Genomic DNA, 19157 nt, shown 5'->3' on the forward strand with positions numbered 1-19157 from the left:
AAGTAAAAGATACAGCCCTGATAGAAATTATCGGGGCTTTTTTTATTCCTTTTGTACTCTTGTACTGGTACAGTGCAACACAATAAAATGCGGTCACATTATTTTTCGCTGGAGAAATCGCTACATGGCAACACTAACCACTACCCAGACGTCACCTTCGCTGCTCGGCGGTGTGGTGATCATCGGCGGCACCATCATTGGCGCAGGGATGTTCTCTCTGCCAGTGGTTATGGCGGGTAGCTGGTTTTTCTGGTCCATGGCGGCGCTGGTGTTCACCTGGTTCTGTATGCTTCATTCCGGGCTGATGATCCTTGAGGCGAACCTGAACTATCGAATTGGCTCCAGCTTCGACACCATTACCAAAGATCTGCTGGGTAAAGGCTGGAACGTGGTGAATGGCATTTCGATTGCCTTTGTGCTCTACATTTTGACCTACGCGTACATTTCCGCCAGCGGTTCGATTTTGCATCACACCTTTGCTGAGATGTCGCTTAACGTTCCGGCGCGCGCTGCGGGGCTGGGGTTTGCGCTGCTGGTCGCGGTGGTGGTGTGGATGAGCACTAAAGCAGTTAGCCGTATGACGGCGATTGTGCTGGGTGCGAAGGTGATCACTTTCTTCCTGACCTTCGGCAGCCTGTTGGGACATGTTCAGCCTGCAACGCTGTTTAACGTCGCGGAGAGTCATGCTTCCTATACGCCTTACTTACTGATGACTCTACCGTTCTGTCTGGCATCGTTTGGCTACCACGGTAACGTGCCAAGCCTGATGAAATACTATGGAAAAGATCCGCGCACCATCGTGAAGTGCCTGGTTTATGGCACGCTGCTGGCGCTGGTGCTGTACAGCATCTGGCTGTTAGGGACGATGGGTAACATCCCGCGTCCGGAATTTATCGGCATTGCACAGAAGGGCGGCAATATTGATGTGCTGGTACAAGCGCTGAGCGGTGTGCTGAATAGCCGCAGTCTGGATCTGCTGCTGGTAGTGTTCTCAAACTTTGCAGTGGCGAGCTCATTCCTTGGGGTTACGCTGGGGTTGTTTGACTATCTGGCGGATCTGTTTGGTTTTGACGACTCGGCGATGGGGCGTTTCAAGACCGCACTGTTGACCTTCCTGCCACCGATTGTGGGCGGCCTGCTGTGGCCGAACGGTTTTCTGTACGCCATCGGCTACGCAGGACTTGCGGCAACCATCTGGGCGGCGATTGTCCCGGCGCTGCTGGCACGTAAATCGCGCAAACGCTTTGGCAGCCCGAAATTCCGCGTTTGGGGCGGTAAGCCGATGATTGCGCTGATTCTGGTATTCGGCGTGGGCAACGCGCTGGTACATATCTTATCGAGTTTTAATCTGTTGCCGGTGTATCAGTGATCCTTTTGTGCCGGATGGCGGCTACGCCTTATCCGGCCTACGCGATCCCGCAGGCCCGGTAAGCGAAGCGCCACCGGGCAAAGCAATGGCTACCCCACCAACTCTTCTCTCACCTGCATTGCCAAATCAAACGAATGCAGGCGCGCCTGATGATCGAAAATCTGCCCGTTAACCATAATCTCATCGGCCTGGGTTTCACGCAGAATAGATTCCAGCCCATGGCGGATTTTCACCTTATCCCCCACCAGCGACATGCTCAGAGCCTGCTGCACGCCGTACTGCTCCGAAGGCGACCAGAACTGATCCATATTTTGAATCGGCGCAGGAAGCTGTCCGGTTTCACCCCGGCGCAATTTCACAAACGCCTGCTGCATGGAAGTGAACAGATACTCCGCGTCGCGGTTGCTGTCGGCGGCAATGATATTGATGCATACCATCGCGTACGGTTTATCCAGACGCACAGAAGGCTTGAACTGGGTACGGTACAGATGCAGCGCCTGGAACAGCATGTCCGGTGCAAAATGGGAAGCAAACGCAAACGGCAGTCCCAGCTGCGCGGCGAGCTGGGCGCTATACAGGCTTGAGCCTAACAGCCACACCGGGATCTTCTCACCGTAGCCTGGAACCGGCCGCACGTGCGGGTTCGGATCGCGCGCGTCGAACCAGTCCACCAGCTCGGCCACATCGCGCGGGAAATTATCGATATCACCGCTCATATGACGACGCAGCGCGCGCATCGTCGGCTGGTCACTGCCTGGCGCACGACCAAGGCCCAGGTCAATACGCCCGGGGTAGAGAGTATTGAGCGTCCCAAACTGTTCGGCAATCACCAGCGGAGAATGGTTCGGCAGCATCACGCCACCGGAACCCAGATGCAGGGTGGTGGTGTTCGCCGCCAGATAGCCAATCAGTACAGAGGTTGCTGCACTGGCGATCCCGGTCATATTATGGTGTTCAGCCAGCCAGTAGCGATGATAGCCCCGTTTTTCCGCGAGGCGAGCAAGGTCTAGTGAGTGTGTGAAGGCTTCTTTAGCAGAAGAACCTTCGGAGATCGGCGCCAGATCCAGCACCGAAAAGGGAATGGTTTTATCAGTCATAACGGCTCACTTTGTTCCGATTAATCTTTCCATACTGCATTAAAGATTAGCGAATGTTGTTAACAAAGTGAGCTTTATATGGCAAGTGCCGAATATAACATGCCTGATGGCGCTACGCTTATCAGGCCTACAGGTCAGAGTAGGCCGGATAAGGCATTCATGCCGCCATCCGACAAATTTACACCTGCAACTCGAGTCCCGCCAGACGCTTCCAGTAGCCGTTACAGTCGCTGTGTGCCGCAAGCGGTAGCGGTGCGCCGCCGTGCTCATTAGCGCGGAAAGCGTCGAGCATGGCGAACGTCTCCGTACTCAGGGGCGACAAGCGCACAATATCCACCAGACCCAGCATCGACGTGAGATCGTTGCCCAGGTTATAGACATAGCCGCTCATGGTTTGAATGCCATTGAGCACAAACACTTGCTGATTTTCCTGCGAAAGCACGTCCCGACCGTTTGGATATTTAATGCAGCAGGTTTCGCACTCGTCCTTCGGGCGGTCTTCGGAACGGGCTGTAAAGCAGCGCGCAGAATAGGCCAGGGGCAGATGCCCGTAGCTCAGCACTTCTACCTCAAACTGATTGCGTATGCCCAGTTCATCACACTGGTTGAGCAGGTTGATCAGCCAGTCACGGGAAAGCTCCACCGGCATACACCAGCGCACCATGCCCTGTTTGAGCAGCAGGCGCAGCGTGACCGCGTTGTAGCAGTTCAATGCGTGTCCGGCAACAAACGGCAGCTTGCGTTCAGCACACATGTTCACTACGCCGAGATCGCTGGCCTCCAGCAAAAAATCGCCGTTTTCAACATAGCGCTTCAGCTCGTTGAGTTCCGACGATGCCTGCACCAACGCCAGCGTTGAGAGCACCACCTGTTTGCCACTGCCGGCGAGCGATTTTGCCATATCCAGCCAGTCGCCCACTTTGGTCGCACGGCGCTTGCTGCATACCGCTTCGCCAAGGTAAATCACATCAGCACTGCTAGTTGCTGCCTGCTGATAAAAATCTTCCAGCGTCTCTTTCGACCAGTAATAGAGCACGGGTCCTAAGGAATATTTCATTGCTTCCCTCACTGCCATTTACGGTGATACGCGCCAAGCGTGGTCTGGGTGCCTTCGGACATGGCACCGAGTGTCTCCATCCACGCGGCCTGCGGGGCATAATTCTGCGGGTCGGCGATGCAGCGGTCGATGGCCTGGCGCCAGACTTTGGCCACCTGGCTAACATAGGCCGGGCTGCGCTGGCGACCTTCGATTTTCACCGAGGCGATGTTCGCGGCCAACAATTCCGGCAGCAGTTCAAGCGTATTGAGGCTGGTCGGTTCTTCCAGCGCGTGGTATCGCTCGCCGCCGACCAGATAGCGGCCTTTGCATAGCGTCGGATACCCGGCGTTTTCCCCATCCTGATAGCGATCAATCAACACTTCATTGAGGCGAGACTCCAGCCCCTGCGGTGTCTGCTGCCAGCGCACAAAGCGGGCTGGGGAACAGGCGCCTACCGTATTCGGCGATTCTCCGGTCAAATAAGAAGAGAGATAGCAACGGCCCTCCGCCATAATGCACAGACTTCCGAATGCAAAAACCTCCAGCGGCACCGGCGTTACGCGAGCAAGCTGTTTCACCTGATGGATCGACAACACACGTGGCAGGACAACGCGCGCGACGTCGAAATTACGGTGGTAAAAGTTCACCGCTTCCTCGTTGGTCGCGGAAGCCTGAACTGAGACATGGCGCTCAATATGGGGGTAGCGCTCTGCGGCATACTCCAACATCGCGAGGTCGGCGAGGATCAGCGCGTCAGCACCCAGCTGTGCTGCCATATCGACGGCACGCTGCCAGCGGGCATAGCCGTCCGGGTGAGCGAAGGTATTGATCGCAATATGTAATTTACGTCGATGTTGATGGACGAAACTCACCGCTTCCTGCAGTTTTTTCTCGGTAAAGTTAAGACCGGCAAAGTGACGGGCGTTAGTATCGTCTTTAAGCCCGATGTAAACGGCATCAGCGCCGTTTTCAATTGCCGCCTTAAGCGCCGGGAGATTTCCGGCAGGGCAGAGCAGCTCCATAATTTTTCCTGAAGGTTGCGCCGCCTGGGACGCATAATTGTTAAAGAACAGGAATTTTAGTTAACCTTGCTGCGACAATTTTTGATTTAAGGCAGTTAAAGTCGTATTGATATCAGCAATAAAGAGGTACGGTTTTCGCACGCAATTGTTGATTTATGCCGCTATGTCATTTTTCTGATATGGCAGAATAGCGGGACAACTGAAACAGGGAGTAAAGCTCGTGTTAGATAAGCTGCGTTCACGCTTAGTACATTTAGGTCCGTCTCTGATGAGTGTGCCGGTTAAACTGACGCCCTTTGCGCTGCAGCGCCAGGTTCTGCAACAGGTCCTGAGCTGGCAATTTCGCCAGGCGCTGGCAGATGGGGAGCTGGAGTTCCTCGAAGGCCGTTGGTTAAGTATTACAGTTCGCGATATTGGCCTTACATGGTATACCTCTGTAGAGAACGACAAACTGATCGTCAGCCAGAATGCACAAGCCGACGTGAGTTTTAGCGCGGATGCCAGCGATCTGCTGATGATTGCGGCGCGTAAGCAGGACCCGGATACGCTTTTCTTCCAGCGTCGTCTGGTTATTGAAGGCGACACGGAACTAGGGTTGTATGTTAAAAACCTGATGGATGCCATTGAGCTGGAGCAGATGCCAAAAGCGTTACGCGTCTTGCTGCTGCAACTGGCAGATTTTGTTGAAGCGGGCATGAAGCCCTCAACAGAAACCAAACAGACATCGGTAGGTGAACCATGCTAATTCGAGTAGAAATTCCCATTGACGCGCCGGGCATTGATGCCCTGCTGCGTCGCTCATTCGAAAGCGATGCGGAAGCAAAACTGGTTCACGATCTGCGTGAAGACGGTTTTCTGACGCTCGGTCTGGTTGCCACGGACGATGAAGGTCAGGTGGTGGGCTATGTGGCATTCAGTCCCGTCGACGTGCAGGGAGAAGATCTGCAATGGGTCGGGATGGGGCCGCTGGCGGTAGATGAAAATTACCGGGGACAAGGCCTGGCGCGTCAGTTGGTCTATGAAGGACTGGATTCGCTAAACGAATTTGGCTACGCCGCCGTTGTTACGCTGGGCGATCCGGCGCTGTACGGACGTTTAGGATTTGAACTTGCCGCGCATTACGATCTTCACTGCCGTTGGCCGGGGACCGAAAGCGCGTTTCAGGTGCATCGCTTAGCTGACGATGCGCTCAAGGGTGTGACAGGACTGGTCGAGTATCACGATCATTTTAATCGCTTTTAAGCGTCGGGGTTTGCAGGCTGTTAAGCAATGCCGCAAACCCAACACCATCGACCACCAGGCGCTCTTTCTGACGCTTGGTGAGTTGCTTGATGCGGTATTCCATACGTAACGCCAGCGAACGATCGCCAACCTGCGCAGAAAACGCCAGCGTCAGTTCCCCTTTTCCCCGTAGCGCTTTTGCGCCTTTTCCGCTCTGATGCTGCTGATAACGGCGCGCCACATCGGTGGTGATGCCGGTGTACAGGGCATTGTCGGCAGTACGGATCAAATAGAGATACCAGGGTGTCATCATGACCTTCGTCGTGTTACGTTTCTGGCACTCAGTATAAAAGAGAACAGAGATGGAAACACTCACTGCGATTAGCCGTTGGCTGGCGAAACAGCACGTTGTGACATGGTGCGTACACCATGAGGGGGAATTGTGGTGTGCGAATGCGTTCTACATTTATGATGCGCAAAAAGTGGCCTTCTACGTGCTGACAGAGGAGAAAACGCGTCACGCGCAAATGTCCGGCTCCCAGGCAAACATTGCCGGAACGGTCAACGGCCAGCCGAAAACGGTAGCGCTAATTCGCGGCGTGCAGTTTAAAGGGGTTATTTGTAAGCTGGAGGGGGGGGAAAGCGACGCCGCAAGACAGAAATATAATCGTCGCTTCCCGGTTGCCAGAATGCTGTCAGCGCCAGTCTGGGAAATTCGTCTGGATGAAATTAAATTCACTGACAACACGCTGGGCTTCGGTAAAAAGTTAGTCTGGCTGCGTCGCTCAGGCTCCGAGGATGCGTAACGCCTCACGGTTAAACGCCGGGAGATCGTCAGGCGTTCGGCTGGTGACCAGTTGATCTTTATCGATCACCACTTCCTGGTCGTAAAATTCCGCACCCGCATTTTTCACATCAATAATAATGGGTTTAACGGCAGTGACCTTACGTCCGCGAAGAACGTCGGCACTGATCAGCAACTGCGGGCCATGGCAAATCGCGAATACGGGTTTTCCGCTATTCACAAAATCTCGCGTAAAGGTCACAAAGCGGTCGTCACCACGCAGATAATCCGGCGAGTGGCCGCCTGGCAGCAGTAGTGCATCGAACTCAGCGGGACGAACGTCCTCAATCGCTTTATCAATCACGACGCTGGCTTCGCCTTTTTTGCCTTTCACCGTTTTCCCCGCCTGCTTCTCAATGGTGATGACCTCGTGTCCGGCCTGACGGAATGCTTCTGCGGGTGAAGTGAATTCGGAATCTTCAAATTCATCAGTAATTAATACGGCAATTTTCTTACTCATGCGTCCTCCGCTTTAAGGCCTTGGATGAGGCAATATTTCCATGATGATGGATAATTACCCTGTGAACCATTAAGTCTGGTCGATGAAGCTGAGAGCGCAAGGCGGACAATTCTGTAAAGGGGTGAGGATGAGTCAGGTATTGATTACAGGCGCGACGGGGCTGGTGGGTGGGCATCTGCTGCGGATGTTGCTTAATGAGCCTAAGATCCATTCGGTGGCTGCGCCTACGCGCCGTCCGCTGGCGGATATGCCAGGGGTCTTTAATCCCCACGATCCACAATTAACCGATGCGCTGGCGCAGGTCACCGATCCGGTAGACATTGTTTTCTGCTGTCTGGGAACCACCCGACGCGAAGCGGGCAGCAAAGAGGCATTTATCCATGCCGATTACACGCTGGTGGTTGATACCGCGCTGACGGGCCGTCGTCTGGGTGCACAGCATATGCTGGTGGTGAGTTCGATGGGGGCAAACGCCCATTCACCGTTTTTCTATAATCGCGTGAAGGGGGAGATGGAAGAGGCACTGATTGGCCAGAACTGGCCGAGACTCACCATTGCGCGCCCGTCAATGCTGCTCGGTGACAGGGCGAAACAGCGAACCAATGAAACGATTTTTGCCCCGTTGTTCCGGCTATTACCCGGAAACTGGAAATCGATTGAAGCGCGCGATGTGGCGCGGGCGCTGCTGGCGGAGGCGCTGGCACCGGAGAAAGACGGGGTGACAATCCTGACATCATCACAATTGCGGGAACGCGCATAGTAGCATTTTGCCGGATGGCTACGCATAGCGTCTTATCCGGCCTACAAGATTGCACTGACCCAAAGGCCCGATAAGCGCCAGCGCCACCGGGCAAAATTGCCATTTCCAAATATTAATCATCGGCGTAATATTCACCCGCTAAATAATCTAACACTCCCTGGGGAATGCTATGGCTGGTCAGTCTTCATCTCAGGCGGCAGCGCCATTTCAATGGTGGAAACCCGCTCTTTTCTTTCTCGTCGTTATCGTCGGCCTCTGGTATGTGAAATGGCAGCCTTATTATGGCAAAGCCTTTACCGCCGCAGAAACGCACAGCATCGGTAAATCTATCCTCGCGCAGGCAGAAGCGAACCCATGGCAGGCGGCCTGGGATTACGCAATGGTCTATTTCATGGCGGTGTGGAAGGCGGCGGTGCTCGGCGTGATTCTCGGCTCGTTGATCCAGGTGCTGATCCCTCGTGACTGGCTTTTACGCACGCTCGGGCAATCGCGCTTTCGCGGTACGCTGTTTGGGACGCTTTTCTCATTGCCCGGTATGATGTGTACCTGTTGCGCCGCGCCGGTCGCTGCAGGGATGCGCCGTCAGCAGGTATCGATGGGCGGCGCGCTGGCGTTCTGGCTGGGCAATCCGCTGCTGAACCCGGCAACATTGGTCTTTATGGGCTTTGTCCTCGGCTGGCATTTTGCCGCGATTCGACTGGTCGCCGGGCTGGCAATGGTGCTGGTTGTGGCAACGCTGGTGCAAAAATGGGTCAAAGAGTCGCCACAGGTTGAAATGCCCGTCGAGATGACCGAATCCGATGCCCAGGGCGGTTTTTTTAGCCGTTGGGGTAAAGCGCTGTGGTTATTGTTCTGGAGCACGATCCCGGTCTATATCCTTGCGGTTCTCGTACTGGGTGCCGCACGCGTCTGGCTGTTCCCTCATGCTGATGGCGCGATTGATAACAGCGTGATGTGGGTCATTGCGCTGGCCGTGGCGGGTTGTCTTTTTGTCATACCGACGGCGGCTGAAATTCCGATCGTGCAAACCATGATGCTGGCTGGAATGGGTACCGCACCGGCGCTTGCGCTGCTGATGACCTTACCCGCAGTCAGCCTGCCATCGCTGATTATGCTGCGTAAAGCGTTCCCGGCAAAAGCGCTGTGGTTAACCGGCGCACTGGTGGCGGTATCGGGTGTGATTGTAGGAAGTCTTGCGCTGATATAGCCGTGGGAATGCCCGGTGGCGCTGTCGCTTACCGGGCTTACGGGGTAGGTAGGCCGGATAAAGCGTTTACGCCACCATCCGGCAAACCATCCGCAATAATTACTTAATAAACGTAAACGCTGTGGTCACACGTTTCACGCCGCTGACACGGCTGGCAATATCCGCTGCCGCTTTGGCTTCACGTTCAGTGACCAGACCCAGCAGGAATACTTCGCCGTTCTCGGTCGTGACTTTCACGTTGGATGATTTCACCTGGTCGCTGGTCAACAGCTGGGAACGCACTTTCGTGGTGATCCACGTGTCGTTAGAGGCTGCACCCAAACCAATAGGCTGTCCCTGACGTACTTCGTTAAAGACTTCAGTTGTGCCTTCTACGCCCATCGCAATTTGTTTTGCCCGCGCAGAGAGTTCACTGTTTGGCGACTGGCCGACCAACAGCACTTTGCCCTGATAAGCCGTCACGTTGATACGCGCTTCTTTCTTGATTTGTTCATCTTTAGACAGCGCACTGTTGACGCGTAATTCCAGGGTCCCGTCATCCACCTGGGTGCCAACGCTACGTGGGTCTGTTGCCGCTTTTGTTCCCACCGCTGCAGTACCAACAACGGCAGCAGCCACACAACCTTGCAAAAGCAGCGCAGAAATAAGGACTGCGATTGGCGATAAAGCCTTCATGTATACTCCTTAATCATCCTGGTGAGGGAAAAGGGTGTTATCAATAAGATCGCACAGGCAGTTTACCGTCAGCATATGCATTTCCTGAATACGGGCGCTATGGTGCGAAGGAATACGGATTTCCACATCCTGCGGCCCCAGCAGACCTGCCAGTTCCCCTCCGTCATAACCGGTCAGCGCCACAATTGTCATGTCGCGCGTCACGGCAGCTTCTACCGCTTTTACGATATCGCGGCTGTTACCCCGCGTCGAAATTGCCAGCAGGACATCGCCTGCGTGGCCCAGCGCCCGGACCTGTTTTGCATACACTTCATCATGCAGACCATCGTTAGCAATCGCAGTTAAGACCACGTTATCCGTATTTAGTGCAATCGCGGGTAAGCTGGGACGCTCAGTTTCAAAGCGGTTGATCATGCTGGCAGCAAAATGCTGCGCATTGGCGGCAGATGTCCCATTACCACAACAAAGAATTTTGTTGCCGTTAAGCAACGAATGAACCAGCGTCATGGCGGCACGGGAGATAGCATCAGGAAGGGCTTCCGCCGCAGCAATTTGAGTTTGAATGCTCTCTGTAAAGCAGACCTTAATTCTTTCTAACACGCTAGTCCTTAAAAACCAGGTACTGGTTTAAACATTATGAGCAGTCGCTAAATGCATCCTTAAACCACTCAACTTCATTTCCGGTGAAGGCTAACACATCGAACCGGCAATCCACAGTATCAAAACTTCCATTGTGACGCGCGAGCCACAATCGGGCCGTCTGTAATAATTTAGATTGTTTGCTACGTGTCACACTCGCCGCTGCGCCACCGAAGCCCGCAGAACGGCGATACCGAACCTCGACAAAAACGGTTGTCTTGCCATCACGCATGACCAGATCGATTTCACCGCCTCGTTCACGGACGTTGGCGGCGATATAGTGCAGTCCCTTGCACTCCAGCCAGCGGCGCGCGGTCAATTCCCACGCGTCGCCGACCTGTTTGCTCGTTAACTGGCTGGGACGATCTGCCCTTGCTGGTATTTGAGCCATGATAACTTCCTGTTAATCACACAATCCTGGTCGGCGGTTAATGCGCCGGTATTACCGTTGATTTCAAAACCCTGAACCTGGCGCATTTGCGAGAAATGATTCGCCAGCGACCAGGCATCAACGCCCATCGCGTACATGCGAGCCAGCGAGTAGTCGTTACGAACAGCGCCGAGCGCCTGCTGCATTAACGACGAATTCGCACCGGCCAGCATCGGGATTTCACTGTACTGTAAGCCTTCCATTTCCAGACGGAAGTCGGGGCCGGCGTTGCCCTGCGCGCTGCGCGAGCTGGCGTAAAGCGTAGCGCCGCTCTGGCTACTGTTGCGCATAGCGATCATCGGCTTAATAAAGGCGATTTCGTTCGGTGTTGCCAGAATATACGCGGCATCCACACGTCCGCCGTCACCACTGATTTGCGCGTCAGTTGGCGGAGCCGGAATCGTCAGACCGCCAATGGTAACGCCAGGCTGTGGCGCAGCAGTCGTAATAGGGCTACCTGTTAACGCAATGCCAGAACCCCCGTTTACCCCTGCTCTTAACTCAGACATCGAGCCAAACTTCTGTTGCAGCACAGTACCGCCGCCCAGCGTCTGCCATTCCTGAGCAAACGCCTTTGCCACGCGGTCACCCAGCGCACTGCGTGGGATCAACACCAGCGGCGACTGTTTGCCTTCAGCGCGGATATGGCGAGCCGCATCGCGCGCTTCATCTTCCGGGGAAAGGGCGAAATAACAGATATTGGCACGGCTTTGCACAGTCTCTGGCTGGTTCAGCGCCAGCACGTTCAGCGGCGTGTTGCTCTTCAGCAGTTCATCCACGTTATTTTTCAGCAGGGGGCCGACCACAATGCTCGCGCCATCCTGTTGAACTTGCGTCAGGATTTGGTCGAGCGGCTGCGAACTGGTGTCATAAATTTTTAGTTCTGCAGAGGGATTCGCCGCCGCGCTGGCGGTGGTAGGCTGCGCAGTAACCGCCTGTGGCGCGCTGACAGGAGCTGGCTGTTGAGGTTGTTCCTCGTTAGTCAGGTCGTTGACAGAAGCCTGAGAAGGGCTGGCAACGCCGTCAGTTGTCTGCAGTTGTTGTTCAGCCGCGGCATCGGGAGCGGCGACGGGCGCAGGCTGCGCGGCGGGCTGGGGCTGCGCGTCGACAGGTTGCGTCCCCAGATTTTTGGCTGCTTCAAAGCCTTGCTGGATAGTCCGACCAAAAACAGCCGCCTGGCCATTGAGCGGTAGCAGCAGGGCAATTTTACTGGTGGAGGCGGGTTTAAAGCTCTGGACATTCACCAGTTGCGTCGGCAGGAGTTTTGCACCGGGGTTCTGCGGATAGCGTTTTTGCCAGTCGGCGATGCCGGCTTTCATCATGTCCGGGTCGTTACGGTTATCAAACCAGACGCGCTGCAGATCCAGCCAGCCTTGCAGGACGTTTTCATCGGCATTGATCACCAGCGCCTGGGCTTGCTCCGGGGTCATAGAGGAGAGAGCCTGCCAGGTGGCGTCCATGTTTTTCTGTTTTTCCTGCTCGCCGAGCAGCGGTTCCTGGGCTATCAGCGCGCGCAGCAGCGTCAGAGAAGGGCGTCCCTGTTCAGCGGCAATGCCGGTTTGCCAGAAACGCAACTGCTGGTTTTTTTCCAGAGCGTCAACATTGATATCACCGAGTTGCTTCTTCGCACCGGCATAATCTTGCTGCGCCAGCTTCACTTCTGCTGCCAGCAGAGCCTGTTCCTGACGTTGGGTATCCGTCAAATTCTGCGGGAGTTGATTGAACAACTCGATAGCCTGCTGGCTCTTTCCTTCCTTCAGCAGTGCACGAATGGCGAGTAATTGCCAGTTGGTCTTGCTATCATTTGCGCTTTGCTGCATTTGTTGCAGATAAAAGCCGGAATCAGCCTGTGCAGTGCCCTGCATATGGGCAGTGCTCTGATCGGGCGCCTGGGTGCCACAGCCGGCGAAAATCAGTGCTGCCAGAACAATGGGCAGACAGCGCGCGGCTTTTAAACGAGAAAGTGTTAAGGGTACCATACTGTATCCAGTGATAGTTTTTATACGCAGTGCTCAATATTAAATCGGCAATACGGACGACACAATGAAACAACACGAATCGGCGGAGAATTCTTACGGCCACCTCTTTATTGTACCTACTCCTATCGGGAATTTATCTGATATTACCCAACGCGCCCTTGAAGTGCTGCAAGCCGTTGATTTAATTGCCGCCGAAGATACCCGCCATACCGGATTGTTGTTGCAGCATTTTGCGATAAACGCCCGCATGTTCCCGCTGCATGACCATAACGAGCAGCAAAAGGCGGAAACGCTGGTGGCGAAGCTGAAAGAAGGGCAAAACATCGCGCTGGTTTCGGATGCAGGAACGCCGCTCATTAACGATCCCGGCTATCACCTGGTACGCACCTGTCGTGAACATGGCGTTCGCGTAGTGCCGCTGCCGGGGCCGTGTGCCGCTATTGCTGCGTTGAGCGCAGCGGGACTTCCCTCCGACCGTTTTTGTTATGAAGGCTTTTTACCTGCTAAGTCAAAAGGTCGGCGCGATGCCCTGAAAGCGGTCGAGGCCGAGCCGCGCACCCTCATCTTCTATGAGTCCACACACCGCCTGCTGGAGAGCCTGGAGGATATGGTCGCCGTGTGGGGGGAATCTCGTTATGTGGTGCTGGCGCGTGAGTTGACGAAAACCTGGGAAACCATTCACGGCGCGCCGGTGGGTGAACTGCTGGCGTGGGTTAAAGAGGATGAAAACCGACGCAAAGGCGAAATGGTGCTGATCGTTGAAGGACATAAAGCGCAGGACGATGCGCTGCCTGCCGATGCGCTGCGCACTCTGGCGTTATTACAGACTGAACTGCCGTTGAAGAAAGCTGCCGCGCTGGCGGCAGACATTCATGGGGTGAAGAAGAACGCGCTGTATAAATATGCGCTGGAGCAGCAGAGTTCGTGATCGCGACAAGCGCGTCTCAGCGCACTGAATACGCGTTAATGTGATGAGCTGACAAAATGCATTTTTAAACAATCACCAACTCAACGCCTGTTTTAGCCAGCGCGGTTTTGTCCTGCTTGTTGATGCTGTCGTCGGTAATCACACAGTTAATCTTTTCCATGGGCAGAACCTGGTTGAAGCCGCGACGGTTGAACTTCGTGGCGTCAAGGACGGCAACCACTTTATGCGCCGCCGCAGCCATCACGCTGCTGATGGAATACCCTTCGTTAAAGGTTGTGATACCGTTTGTCGCGTCGATGCCGTCTGCGCCAACGAACATCAGGTCGGCGCTGATCCCCTGCAGGGAGCGCTCGGCGATGGTGCCATGCATTGAATGGGTTTTATGCCGCACGGTGCCGCCGCAAACGACCAGCGTCAGGTCTTTATTGTCTGATAGCGTAAAGGCCGCCGGTAAGCTGTTGGTGATGACGGTGATATTGCTTTTGCGGTTCAGCGCTTCGGCGATCAATAACGTGGTGCTGCCGCTGTCGAGGATTACGGTCATACCTTCTACCACCATTGCCGCCGCTGCCTGAGCAATCCGCTTTTTCGGATCGCTGGCAAGCTGGTATCGATCTTCAAGTATGACTTCCTGATTGTCGCCTTCCGCCAGATGGCTTCCGGGTTTTGCCGCACCACCATGAAAGCGGGTGACAAGACCTTTCTCCTCCAGCAAACGCAGGTCGGCACGTATAGTCACTTCTGAGATACCAAAGGTATTCGAAAGATCCAGTACCAGCACGCTGCCCTGCATATTAATCAGGTCGACAATTTTATTCCTTCTCTCAAATGAGTTCATATTGATTTGCCTGATAATTAACTGCAGCTAGTTTAATCGAAGCATTGCGAAAGGTGAACGACAAATTTCGAAAGTAAATGTGAGCCAGCGCAGGTTGCTGGCTCGTACGGTCAGGAGAGATCTAACAGGATTTTTCCCTGCATGGGCGCGCCGTTCAGCGCTTTTACCGCCTCTGCGAAACTTTCCGCGTTGCCACGATGGGCGATCAGCGGTGTCAGTTGCAGACGTTTTTCGGTCAACAAGCGTGCAGCCGTTTCCCACTCTTCTCCGGGCCACGGGCTGGAGTAGTTCATCCAACTGCCAAGAACCGTCAGCTCTTTACGCAGAATCTGCCCGAAAACGCTACTGGTGAGCGTCAGGTCGTGGTGCAGCGTGCCGACTAAAGCAAGCTGTGCGCGTGGCCCGGCAATTTCAATAGAGAGTGAGACAGTCTGCGGAGTGCCTGCCGTTTCCAGCACCAGTTGATCGAACTGGACGTCGCCGAGTGCGGCATGAATCTCTGCGGCGCTCATCTCGCGGCTGTTAAAAACCTGCGTTGCGCCCAGCGTTTTTGCCAGTTCGAGTTTTTGCGGATTAATGTCGATAGCGGTGACGCTTTTCGCACCTAATTCCCGTGCGCACTGAAGCGCGAGCAGGCCGATGGTGCCTGCACCGACAACAATCACGTTTTTCCCTTCACAGCCCTGCGCCAGATGAAAGGCGTGCAGGCCAACGGTGATGGGTTCAATAAATGCGCCATCTTCAATGGGCATAGCGGAGGGTAAACGGAACAGGTTTGCCCGTTTCACCACCACGAACTCTGCGTTCCCGCCTTCGCTACGTGAGCCGACAAACTGGTACTGTTTGCACAGTGAGTAAAAACCGCGCTCACACTGCGGGCAGTGAAAGCAGGGAAGAAGCGGAACGCAGGCGACGGCATCACCAGGCTGCATATCGGTCACCCCTTTGCCATAAGATTCGACGTAGCCGCTGAACTCATGACCAAGAGTAATGGGGTAATAATGCGCGCCTTTGGCAAAGATACGCGGGATATCGGAACCGCACAGGCCAGAGCTGAACACCCTCACCAGCACGTCGTCATCGCTTTGCAATTGCGGCATCGGACGTTCTTCAACGCGCACGTCTCCCTCAGCGTGAATCACCACTGATTTCATAGCTTTCTCCAGAAAAATGATGGGGAGCGATTGCTCCCCCAGAAATTACGGTGTGGTCTGGCTTTCCATGAGCGCCGCGCGTTGTTCAGCCGCGACAAAGTTGCGTGCCCGACGCCAGGTGAGCAGTACGCCAGTCCCATAGAGGGCGGCGATGATCACAAAGCCAGCGATGCTTTCCCAGGTGCAGAGTTGGATTAGCAGCCAGGTGATCGGCGAGCCGCCCTGGTCCATTGAGGCCACCATGCCACCCGCTTTTAGCGCCCCGGCGTTAGCGGCGAGTTGGGTATGCAGGCCGATGGTCTGCGTGGCAATCCAGAGCGTGATGCCCATAATAATGACGCCCGAAATCAGCGTGCGGAACAGGTTGCCCTGATGCACCGCCACCGCCATGGCGACAAAGAAACCGATAGTGGCCAGGTCGCCGAACGGCAGCACCTGGTTGCCTGGTACCAGTACCGCAATCAGGATCGTCAGCGGGATAAAAATCAGGCTGGCGGAGACGACAGAGGTATGGCCCAACAACAGCGCAGGATCCAGACCAATCAGGAACTCCTGACCGCCAAATTTCGCCTGTAGCCGCTTACGTGCATGTTTGGCAATGGGCGTTAAGCCATCCATGATTGGCTTAATCACGCGCGGCATCAGCAGCATGACCGCTGCGGTTTTCACCGCCAGTTGCAGGACGGCTTTAATGTCATAGCCCGCCAAAAAGCCAATCACCAGCCCCATCACAAACCCGACGGTCACCGGTTCACCAAAGGGACCGAAGCGTTTCTGAACATCGTCGGCGCTAAAATGGATGCGGTTCAGACCCGGAATTTTTTCAATGATGGTATCAACCAGCACGGCGATGGGACCCAGATAAGCAGAGGAACCGTGCGGGATAGCAATCCCTTCCAGACCAAAGAAATCGCGGGTGTCTTTGGCGAACCAGTCACCCAGCTTGTAAACAAAGGCCGCGTGAAGAACGACGCCCAGAATACCGATCCAGTATGAGCCGGTCGCCAGGTGCAGCATCGCGCCGGTAAAGGTCATATGCCAGATGTTCCAGATATCGACGTTTACCACCCGCGTCATGCGCGTTACCAGCATCAGAATGTTGACGCCGATAGCGACCGGAATGGCGATCAATGCGATCTGCGAGGCCCATGTCATCGGCGACGATCCTGGCCAGCCGACGTCAATGACGTGCAGGTTGATCTCAAAGTGCTCAGCCATCGCTTTTGCGGCCGGGCCAATGGAGTCGAGCATCAGGCCGATTACCAGCCCGATCCCCACAAAGCCGATCCCGATATGCAGACCGGACTTAAAGCAATCCCCTAACTTCATTCCCAACAATTTGGAGAAGATGATGATCACCAACGGCAGCATAACTGTTGGGCCTAAGTCGAGGATATAACGCATGATTTCGCTAAACATGGCGTCACCCCACGAGGATTGTCAGAATTTTTTGCTGTAAGGCTTCGATCCCGACGCCGGAAACAAACGGCATGCCGTGAACGACGGGAATCTCGCCAAACGTCCGGTCAACGCGGGCAGTTGTGCAGATCAGATCGGCACCGTCCATATAGGTTTCAATTTCAGTCACCCGGCACTGCACCAGGTCGAGAGTAATATTGTTGGCTTCACACAGCTCTTTAATCTCTTCTGCGGCCATCGTAGAGGTTGCGACAGCGCCGCCACAGGCCACAATAACTTTACGTTTCATCGGATGTTCCTTTTATTATCAGTATATTATCAGGCCTGTGCGCAGGGCTCAGACGCAAGGATAGCTTCCTGAAAACGCGCCGCCAGCAGGTTTTCAGGGGTGTTTAATAAGGATTCAATCACGTCCGGATTTTGCAGTTCACTGAACAGGCGACGCAGCAGTTTCAGTTGTGCCGCCGGGTTTTCTACGATCAGGGCGATAATCAACGAGACGGCAATTTCATCGTCATCATCCGCCTGCTGGAATTTGACTGGGTTGTCCGGACGGATGAGGTAAATCGCCGGTGATTTCGCATGTACCGCTTCGCAATGTGGAATGGCAACGGCATGGCGTTCGAGGGCAATACCGGTCGGGAAGGTGGCTTCGCGCTCGATTAATGCCTGCGGATACGTGTCGTGTACCACGCCTTTCGCCAGCATCTCCTCGCCAATGTGTGCCAGCGCCTGCTGGCACGAGGTAAAGTCTATTCCGGTTCGGACAAACAGTTGGCTCATACGTTTTCCCTGTCTTAAGCAGTTTCGGACACGCAACCAAAACGATAGGCGCGTAAAACGTCCTGGATTTTGTCAATAATGAGTTCATGTGGCGTTGCGGTTAGCACACCTTCTGACAGTCGTTCAAACTGTACAGGCATAAACTGGCTGATTAACCCCAACGGTAATGAGACACCGCTCAGATTGGCGAGCAGTTTTTCCACACTTTGTCGAATGCGCGGATGCGGCCAATAGTAACGAATGCGATCCGACAGGCTGAAGTGGATGTCCACCATCGCCTGGCTCCAGGTCGGTCGGTAATATTTTTTCCAGTAACCCGGTTCGTTGAGCATCACTTCATCAATCACTTCCAGTACCCGGCTGCGCTGCTCGGGGGAAATCAGCTCGTTTTCCATTTGCGCCAGCGCAAAGATGGCTTCACGTAGCGCGAAGGTCAGCGCCGGACCCACTTTCAAAATCGCATAGTGATCGCGCACCAGCGCACGATAGGCCTGACGAGTCTGGTAATCCGTGGAGTGCGCTTCGTAGACCATAGGCGTGGCTTTTATCCAACTGGAGAGCGCTTTTGCCGCCTCGGACTGGTAATGGATAATCTGGGTATGATCAAACTCAACGCCGGGCTGTACCACGATAGCAATCACGCGGGATAAGGCGTCATCAAGCCCGAGAGCGCGAAAGGCAGCCTGATGGGTTTCCAGGGTGCGTGCGGCGTCATCGGCGCGAGTCACATGGACAGTGCCGATGGTGCTGGCTTCGCCGCCCGGCACTGGCACTTCGGTACCAATAACGTAAGTGAGATGGCGTTTTTGTTCTTCTGTTGCCGTCGCTTCGGCCGCCTGGCACAGTACAGCGGCACGCTCGGCGACAACCCTCGGGTCGAGTGGCGTGGGGTCGTCAGCGCAGGACATTGAGGCGTCCAGGTGGATCTTACTGAATCCGGCGGCAACATAGGCCTCGATCAGTGCCACGGACTTTTCCATCGCGTCAGCTGCCGGTTCATCCTGCCAGCAGTTTGGCCCCAGATGGTCGCCGCCGAGGATCAACCGTTCACGCGGAAAACCGACTTCCTGCGCGATACCATAGACAAAATCGCGGAAATCAGCAGGTTTCATACCGGTATAACCGCCGAACTGATTAACCTGGTTGGAGGTCGCTTCGATCAGCACCTTGTTGTCAGTATGCAGATCAAAGCGCAGGGCCGCCTCAATGACCAGCGGATGGGCTGAACAGACCGAGCAGATCCCTAAATGTTCACCTGCTTTATGACGGGAGATAATTTCTTTCACTTCTGGC

22 protein-coding genes are annotated in these 19157 nt (G+C 54.8%); 7 read left to right on the forward strand and 15 right to left on the reverse strand.

Features of this window, described 5'->3' with window-relative positions:
- Positions 1 to 124: 124 nt before the first annotated feature.
- Entirely contained in the window at positions 125 to 1369 is a 1245-nt protein-coding gene (mtr, locus tag HVY19_RS02640; RefSeq protein WP_181682842.1) for a tryptophan permease, read from the forward strand.
- 89 nt (positions 1370 to 1458) lie between these two features.
- Here the strand turns inward: mtr and HVY19_RS02645 are convergent, their stop codons facing one another.
- The 3 genes from HVY19_RS02645 to HVY19_RS02655 form a co-directional block, all read right to left on the reverse strand.
- Positions 1459 to 2466, reverse strand: coding sequence for a luciferase-like monooxygenase (locus tag HVY19_RS02645; RefSeq protein ID WP_181682843.1), 1008 nt, complete (start codon positions 2464 to 2466; stop codon positions 1459 to 1461).
- A 178-nt stretch (positions 2467 to 2644) separates the two neighbouring features.
- Complete coding sequence (locus tag HVY19_RS02650; protein WP_181682844.1) at positions 2645 to 3541, reverse strand: U32 family peptidase; 897 nt, start codon at positions 3539 to 3541, stop codon at positions 2645 to 2647.
- Positions 3532 to 4527, reverse strand: coding sequence for a peptidase U32 family protein (locus tag HVY19_RS02655; protein ID WP_181682845.1), 996 nt, complete (start codon positions 4525 to 4527; stop codon positions 3532 to 3534). The genes HVY19_RS02650 and HVY19_RS02655 overlap by 10 nt, the downstream gene beginning before the upstream one ends.
- A gap of 220 nt (positions 4528 to 4747) precedes the next feature.
- Between HVY19_RS02655 and HVY19_RS02660 the strand changes: the two genes are divergently transcribed.
- A complete protein-coding gene (locus HVY19_RS02660) occupies positions 4748 to 5272 on the forward strand; it encodes an SCP2 domain-containing protein (protein ID WP_181682846.1) in 525 nt (174 codons plus the stop codon).
- Positions 5266 to 5769 (forward strand): N-acetyltransferase, encoded by a 504-nt coding sequence (locus HVY19_RS02665; RefSeq protein ID WP_181682847.1) that lies wholly within the window; start codon positions 5266 to 5268, stop codon positions 5767 to 5769. Before HVY19_RS02660 ends, HVY19_RS02665 begins: the two co-directional genes overlap by 7 nt.
- Here the strand turns inward: HVY19_RS02665 and HVY19_RS02670 are convergent.
- Positions 5756 to 6058, reverse strand: coding sequence for a GIY-YIG nuclease family protein (locus HVY19_RS02670; protein ID WP_181684201.1), 303 nt, complete (start codon positions 6056 to 6058; stop codon positions 5756 to 5758). The genes HVY19_RS02665 and HVY19_RS02670 overlap by 14 nt on opposite strands.
- A gap of 52 nt (positions 6059 to 6110) precedes the next feature.
- Here HVY19_RS02670 and HVY19_RS02675 point away from each other — a divergent pair, with 52 nt between their 5' ends.
- Positions 6111 to 6554: a YhbP family protein gene (locus HVY19_RS02675; protein WP_181682848.1), complete on the forward strand. Its 444-nt coding sequence runs from the start codon at positions 6111 to 6113 to the stop codon at positions 6552 to 6554.
- Here the strand turns inward: HVY19_RS02675 and HVY19_RS02680 are convergent.
- Positions 6534 to 7052: a type 1 glutamine amidotransferase domain-containing protein gene (locus tag HVY19_RS02680; protein WP_181682849.1), complete on the reverse strand. Its 519-nt coding sequence runs from the start codon at positions 7050 to 7052 to the stop codon at positions 6534 to 6536. The genes HVY19_RS02675 and HVY19_RS02680 overlap by 21 nt on opposite strands.
- 127 nt (positions 7053 to 7179) lie before the next feature.
- Between HVY19_RS02680 and HVY19_RS02685 the strand changes: the two genes are divergently transcribed.
- Together HVY19_RS02685 and HVY19_RS02690 are read left to right on the forward strand one after the other, a co-directional pair.
- Positions 7180 to 7812 carry an NAD(P)H-binding protein gene (locus HVY19_RS02685; RefSeq protein ID WP_181682850.1) on the forward strand — a complete coding sequence of 211 codons (633 nt, stop codon included), beginning with the start codon at positions 7180 to 7182 and terminating at the stop codon, positions 7810 to 7812.
- Positions 7813 to 7981: 169 nt separating this feature from the next.
- Positions 7982 to 9019 (forward strand): permease, encoded by a 1038-nt coding sequence (locus HVY19_RS02690; RefSeq protein WP_181682851.1) that lies wholly within the window; start codon positions 7982 to 7984, stop codon positions 9017 to 9019.
- A gap of 99 nt (positions 9020 to 9118) precedes the next feature.
- Here HVY19_RS02690 and dolP read toward each other — a convergent pair whose 3' ends face one another.
- Genes dolP through HVY19_RS02710 form a run of 4 tightly spaced genes read right to left on the reverse strand, consistent with a single transcriptional unit; the run spans position 9119 to position 12742 of the window.
- The gene (dolP, locus tag HVY19_RS02695) at positions 9119 to 9694 is read right to left on the reverse strand and encodes a division/outer membrane stress-associated lipid-binding lipoprotein (RefSeq protein ID WP_181682852.1); all 576 of its coding nucleotides are present in this window, start codon (positions 9692 to 9694) and stop codon (positions 9119 to 9121) included.
- A 9-nt stretch (positions 9695 to 9703) separates the two neighbouring features.
- On the reverse strand, positions 9704 to 10294 hold the full coding sequence (gene diaA, locus HVY19_RS02700; RefSeq protein WP_181682853.1) for a DnaA initiator-associating protein DiaA: 591 nt from the start codon (positions 10292 to 10294) through the stop codon (positions 9704 to 9706).
- A gap of 34 nt (positions 10295 to 10328) precedes the next feature.
- Positions 10329 to 10724, reverse strand: a complete 396-nt coding sequence (locus HVY19_RS02705; protein WP_181682854.1) for a YraN family protein — start codon at positions 10722 to 10724, stop codon at positions 10329 to 10331.
- Complete coding sequence (locus tag HVY19_RS02710) at positions 10682 to 12742, reverse strand: penicillin-binding protein activator (protein WP_181682855.1); 2061 nt, start codon at positions 12740 to 12742, stop codon at positions 10682 to 10684. Before HVY19_RS02710 ends, HVY19_RS02705 begins: the two co-directional genes overlap by 43 nt.
- Before the next feature lie 64 nt (positions 12743 to 12806).
- Here HVY19_RS02710 and rsmI point away from each other — a divergent pair, with 64 nt between their 5' ends.
- Positions 12807 to 13670 (forward strand): 16S rRNA (cytidine(1402)-2'-O)-methyltransferase, encoded by an 864-nt coding sequence (gene rsmI, locus HVY19_RS02715; protein WP_181682856.1) that lies wholly within the window; start codon positions 12807 to 12809, stop codon positions 13668 to 13670.
- 64 nt (positions 13671 to 13734) lie between these two features.
- Here rsmI and HVY19_RS02720 read toward each other — a convergent pair whose 3' ends face one another.
- The 6 genes from HVY19_RS02720 to gatZ form a co-directional block, all read right to left on the reverse strand.
- Positions 13735 to 14508: a DeoR/GlpR family DNA-binding transcription regulator gene (locus HVY19_RS02720; RefSeq protein ID WP_181682857.1), complete on the reverse strand. Its 774-nt coding sequence runs from the start codon at positions 14506 to 14508 to the stop codon at positions 13735 to 13737.
- Positions 14509 to 14618: 110 nt separating this feature from the next.
- Positions 14619 to 15662: a galactitol-1-phosphate 5-dehydrogenase gene (gene gatD / locus HVY19_RS02725; protein WP_181682858.1), complete on the reverse strand. Its 1044-nt coding sequence runs from the start codon at positions 15660 to 15662 to the stop codon at positions 14619 to 14621.
- A gap of 45 nt (positions 15663 to 15707) precedes the next feature.
- Complete coding sequence (locus tag HVY19_RS02730) at positions 15708 to 17081, reverse strand: PTS galactitol transporter subunit IIC (protein WP_181682859.1); 1374 nt, start codon at positions 17079 to 17081, stop codon at positions 15708 to 15710.
- Between the two features lie 4 nt (positions 17082 to 17085).
- Entirely contained in the window at positions 17086 to 17370 is a 285-nt protein-coding gene (gatB, locus tag HVY19_RS02735; protein WP_181682860.1) for a PTS galactitol transporter subunit IIB, read from the reverse strand.
- A gap of 29 nt (positions 17371 to 17399) precedes the next feature.
- Positions 17400 to 17864, reverse strand: coding sequence for a PTS galactitol transporter subunit IIA (gatA, locus tag HVY19_RS02740; protein ID WP_181682861.1), 465 nt, complete (start codon positions 17862 to 17864; stop codon positions 17400 to 17402).
- A 14-nt stretch (positions 17865 to 17878) separates the two neighbouring features.
- Positions 17879 to 19150, reverse strand: coding sequence for a tagatose-bisphosphate aldolase subunit GatZ (gene gatZ / locus HVY19_RS02745; RefSeq protein ID WP_181682862.1), 1272 nt, complete (start codon positions 19148 to 19150; stop codon positions 17879 to 17881).
- Positions 19151 to 19157: the final 7 nt, after the last annotated feature.

The organism is Citrobacter sp. RHB25-C09 (assembly GCF_013836145.1).
Taxonomy (GTDB): domain Bacteria; phylum Pseudomonadota; class Gammaproteobacteria; order Enterobacterales; family Enterobacteriaceae; genus Citrobacter_A.

Coding starts and splice junctions, on each gene's coding strand:
- mtr (WP_181682842.1), top strand. CDS start 125: ATGGCAACACTAACCACTACCCAGACGTCACCTTCGCTGCTCGGCGGT.
- gatD (WP_181682858.1), bottom strand. CDS start 15,662: ATGAAATCAGTGGTGATTCACGCTGAGGGAGACGTGCGCGTTGAAGAA.
- HVY19_RS02675 (WP_181682848.1), top strand. CDS start 6,111: ATGGAAACACTCACTGCGATTAGCCGTTGGCTGGCGAAACAGCACGTT.
- dolP (WP_181682852.1), bottom strand. CDS start 9,694: ATGAAGGCTTTATCGCCAATCGCAGTCCTTATTTCTGCGCTGCTTTTG.
- HVY19_RS02650 (WP_181682844.1), bottom strand. CDS start 3,541: ATGGCAGTGAGGGAAGCAATGAAATATTCCTTAGGACCCGTGCTCTAT.
- HVY19_RS02710 (WP_181682855.1), bottom strand. CDS start 12,742: ATGGTACCCTTAACACTTTCTCGTTTAAAAGCCGCGCGCTGTCTGCCC.
- HVY19_RS02670 (WP_181684201.1), bottom strand. CDS start 6,058: ATGACACCCTGGTATCTCTATTTGATCCGTACTGCCGACAATGCCCTG.
- HVY19_RS02645 (WP_181682843.1), bottom strand. CDS start 2,466: ATGACTGATAAAACCATTCCCTTTTCGGTGCTGGATCTGGCGCCGATC.
- HVY19_RS02655 (WP_181682845.1), bottom strand. CDS start 4,527: ATGGAGCTGCTCTGCCCTGCCGGAAATCTCCCGGCGCTTAAGGCGGCA.
- HVY19_RS02685 (WP_181682850.1), top strand. CDS start 7,180: ATGAGTCAGGTATTGATTACAGGCGCGACGGGGCTGGTGGGTGGGCAT.
- HVY19_RS02730 (WP_181682859.1), bottom strand. CDS start 17,081: ATGTTTAGCGAAATCATGCGTTATATCCTCGACTTAGGCCCAACAGTT.
- gatA (WP_181682861.1), bottom strand. CDS start 17,864: ATGAGCCAACTGTTTGTCCGAACCGGAATAGACTTTACCTCGTGCCAG.
- HVY19_RS02680 (WP_181682849.1), bottom strand. CDS start 7,052: ATGAGTAAGAAAATTGCCGTATTAATTACTGATGAATTTGAAGATTCC.
- gatB (WP_181682860.1), bottom strand. CDS start 17,370: ATGAAACGTAAAGTTATTGTGGCCTGTGGCGGCGCTGTCGCAACCTCT.
- HVY19_RS02690 (WP_181682851.1), top strand. CDS start 7,982: ATGGCTGGTCAGTCTTCATCTCAGGCGGCAGCGCCATTTCAATGGTGG.
- rsmI (WP_181682856.1), top strand. CDS start 12,807: ATGAAACAACACGAATCGGCGGAGAATTCTTACGGCCACCTCTTTATT.
- HVY19_RS02720 (WP_181682857.1), bottom strand. CDS start 14,508: ATGAACTCATTTGAGAGAAGGAATAAAATTGTCGACCTGATTAATATG.
- HVY19_RS02705 (WP_181682854.1), bottom strand. CDS start 10,724: ATGGCTCAAATACCAGCAAGGGCAGATCGTCCCAGCCAGTTAACGAGC.
- HVY19_RS02665 (WP_181682847.1), top strand. CDS start 5,266: ATGCTAATTCGAGTAGAAATTCCCATTGACGCGCCGGGCATTGATGCC.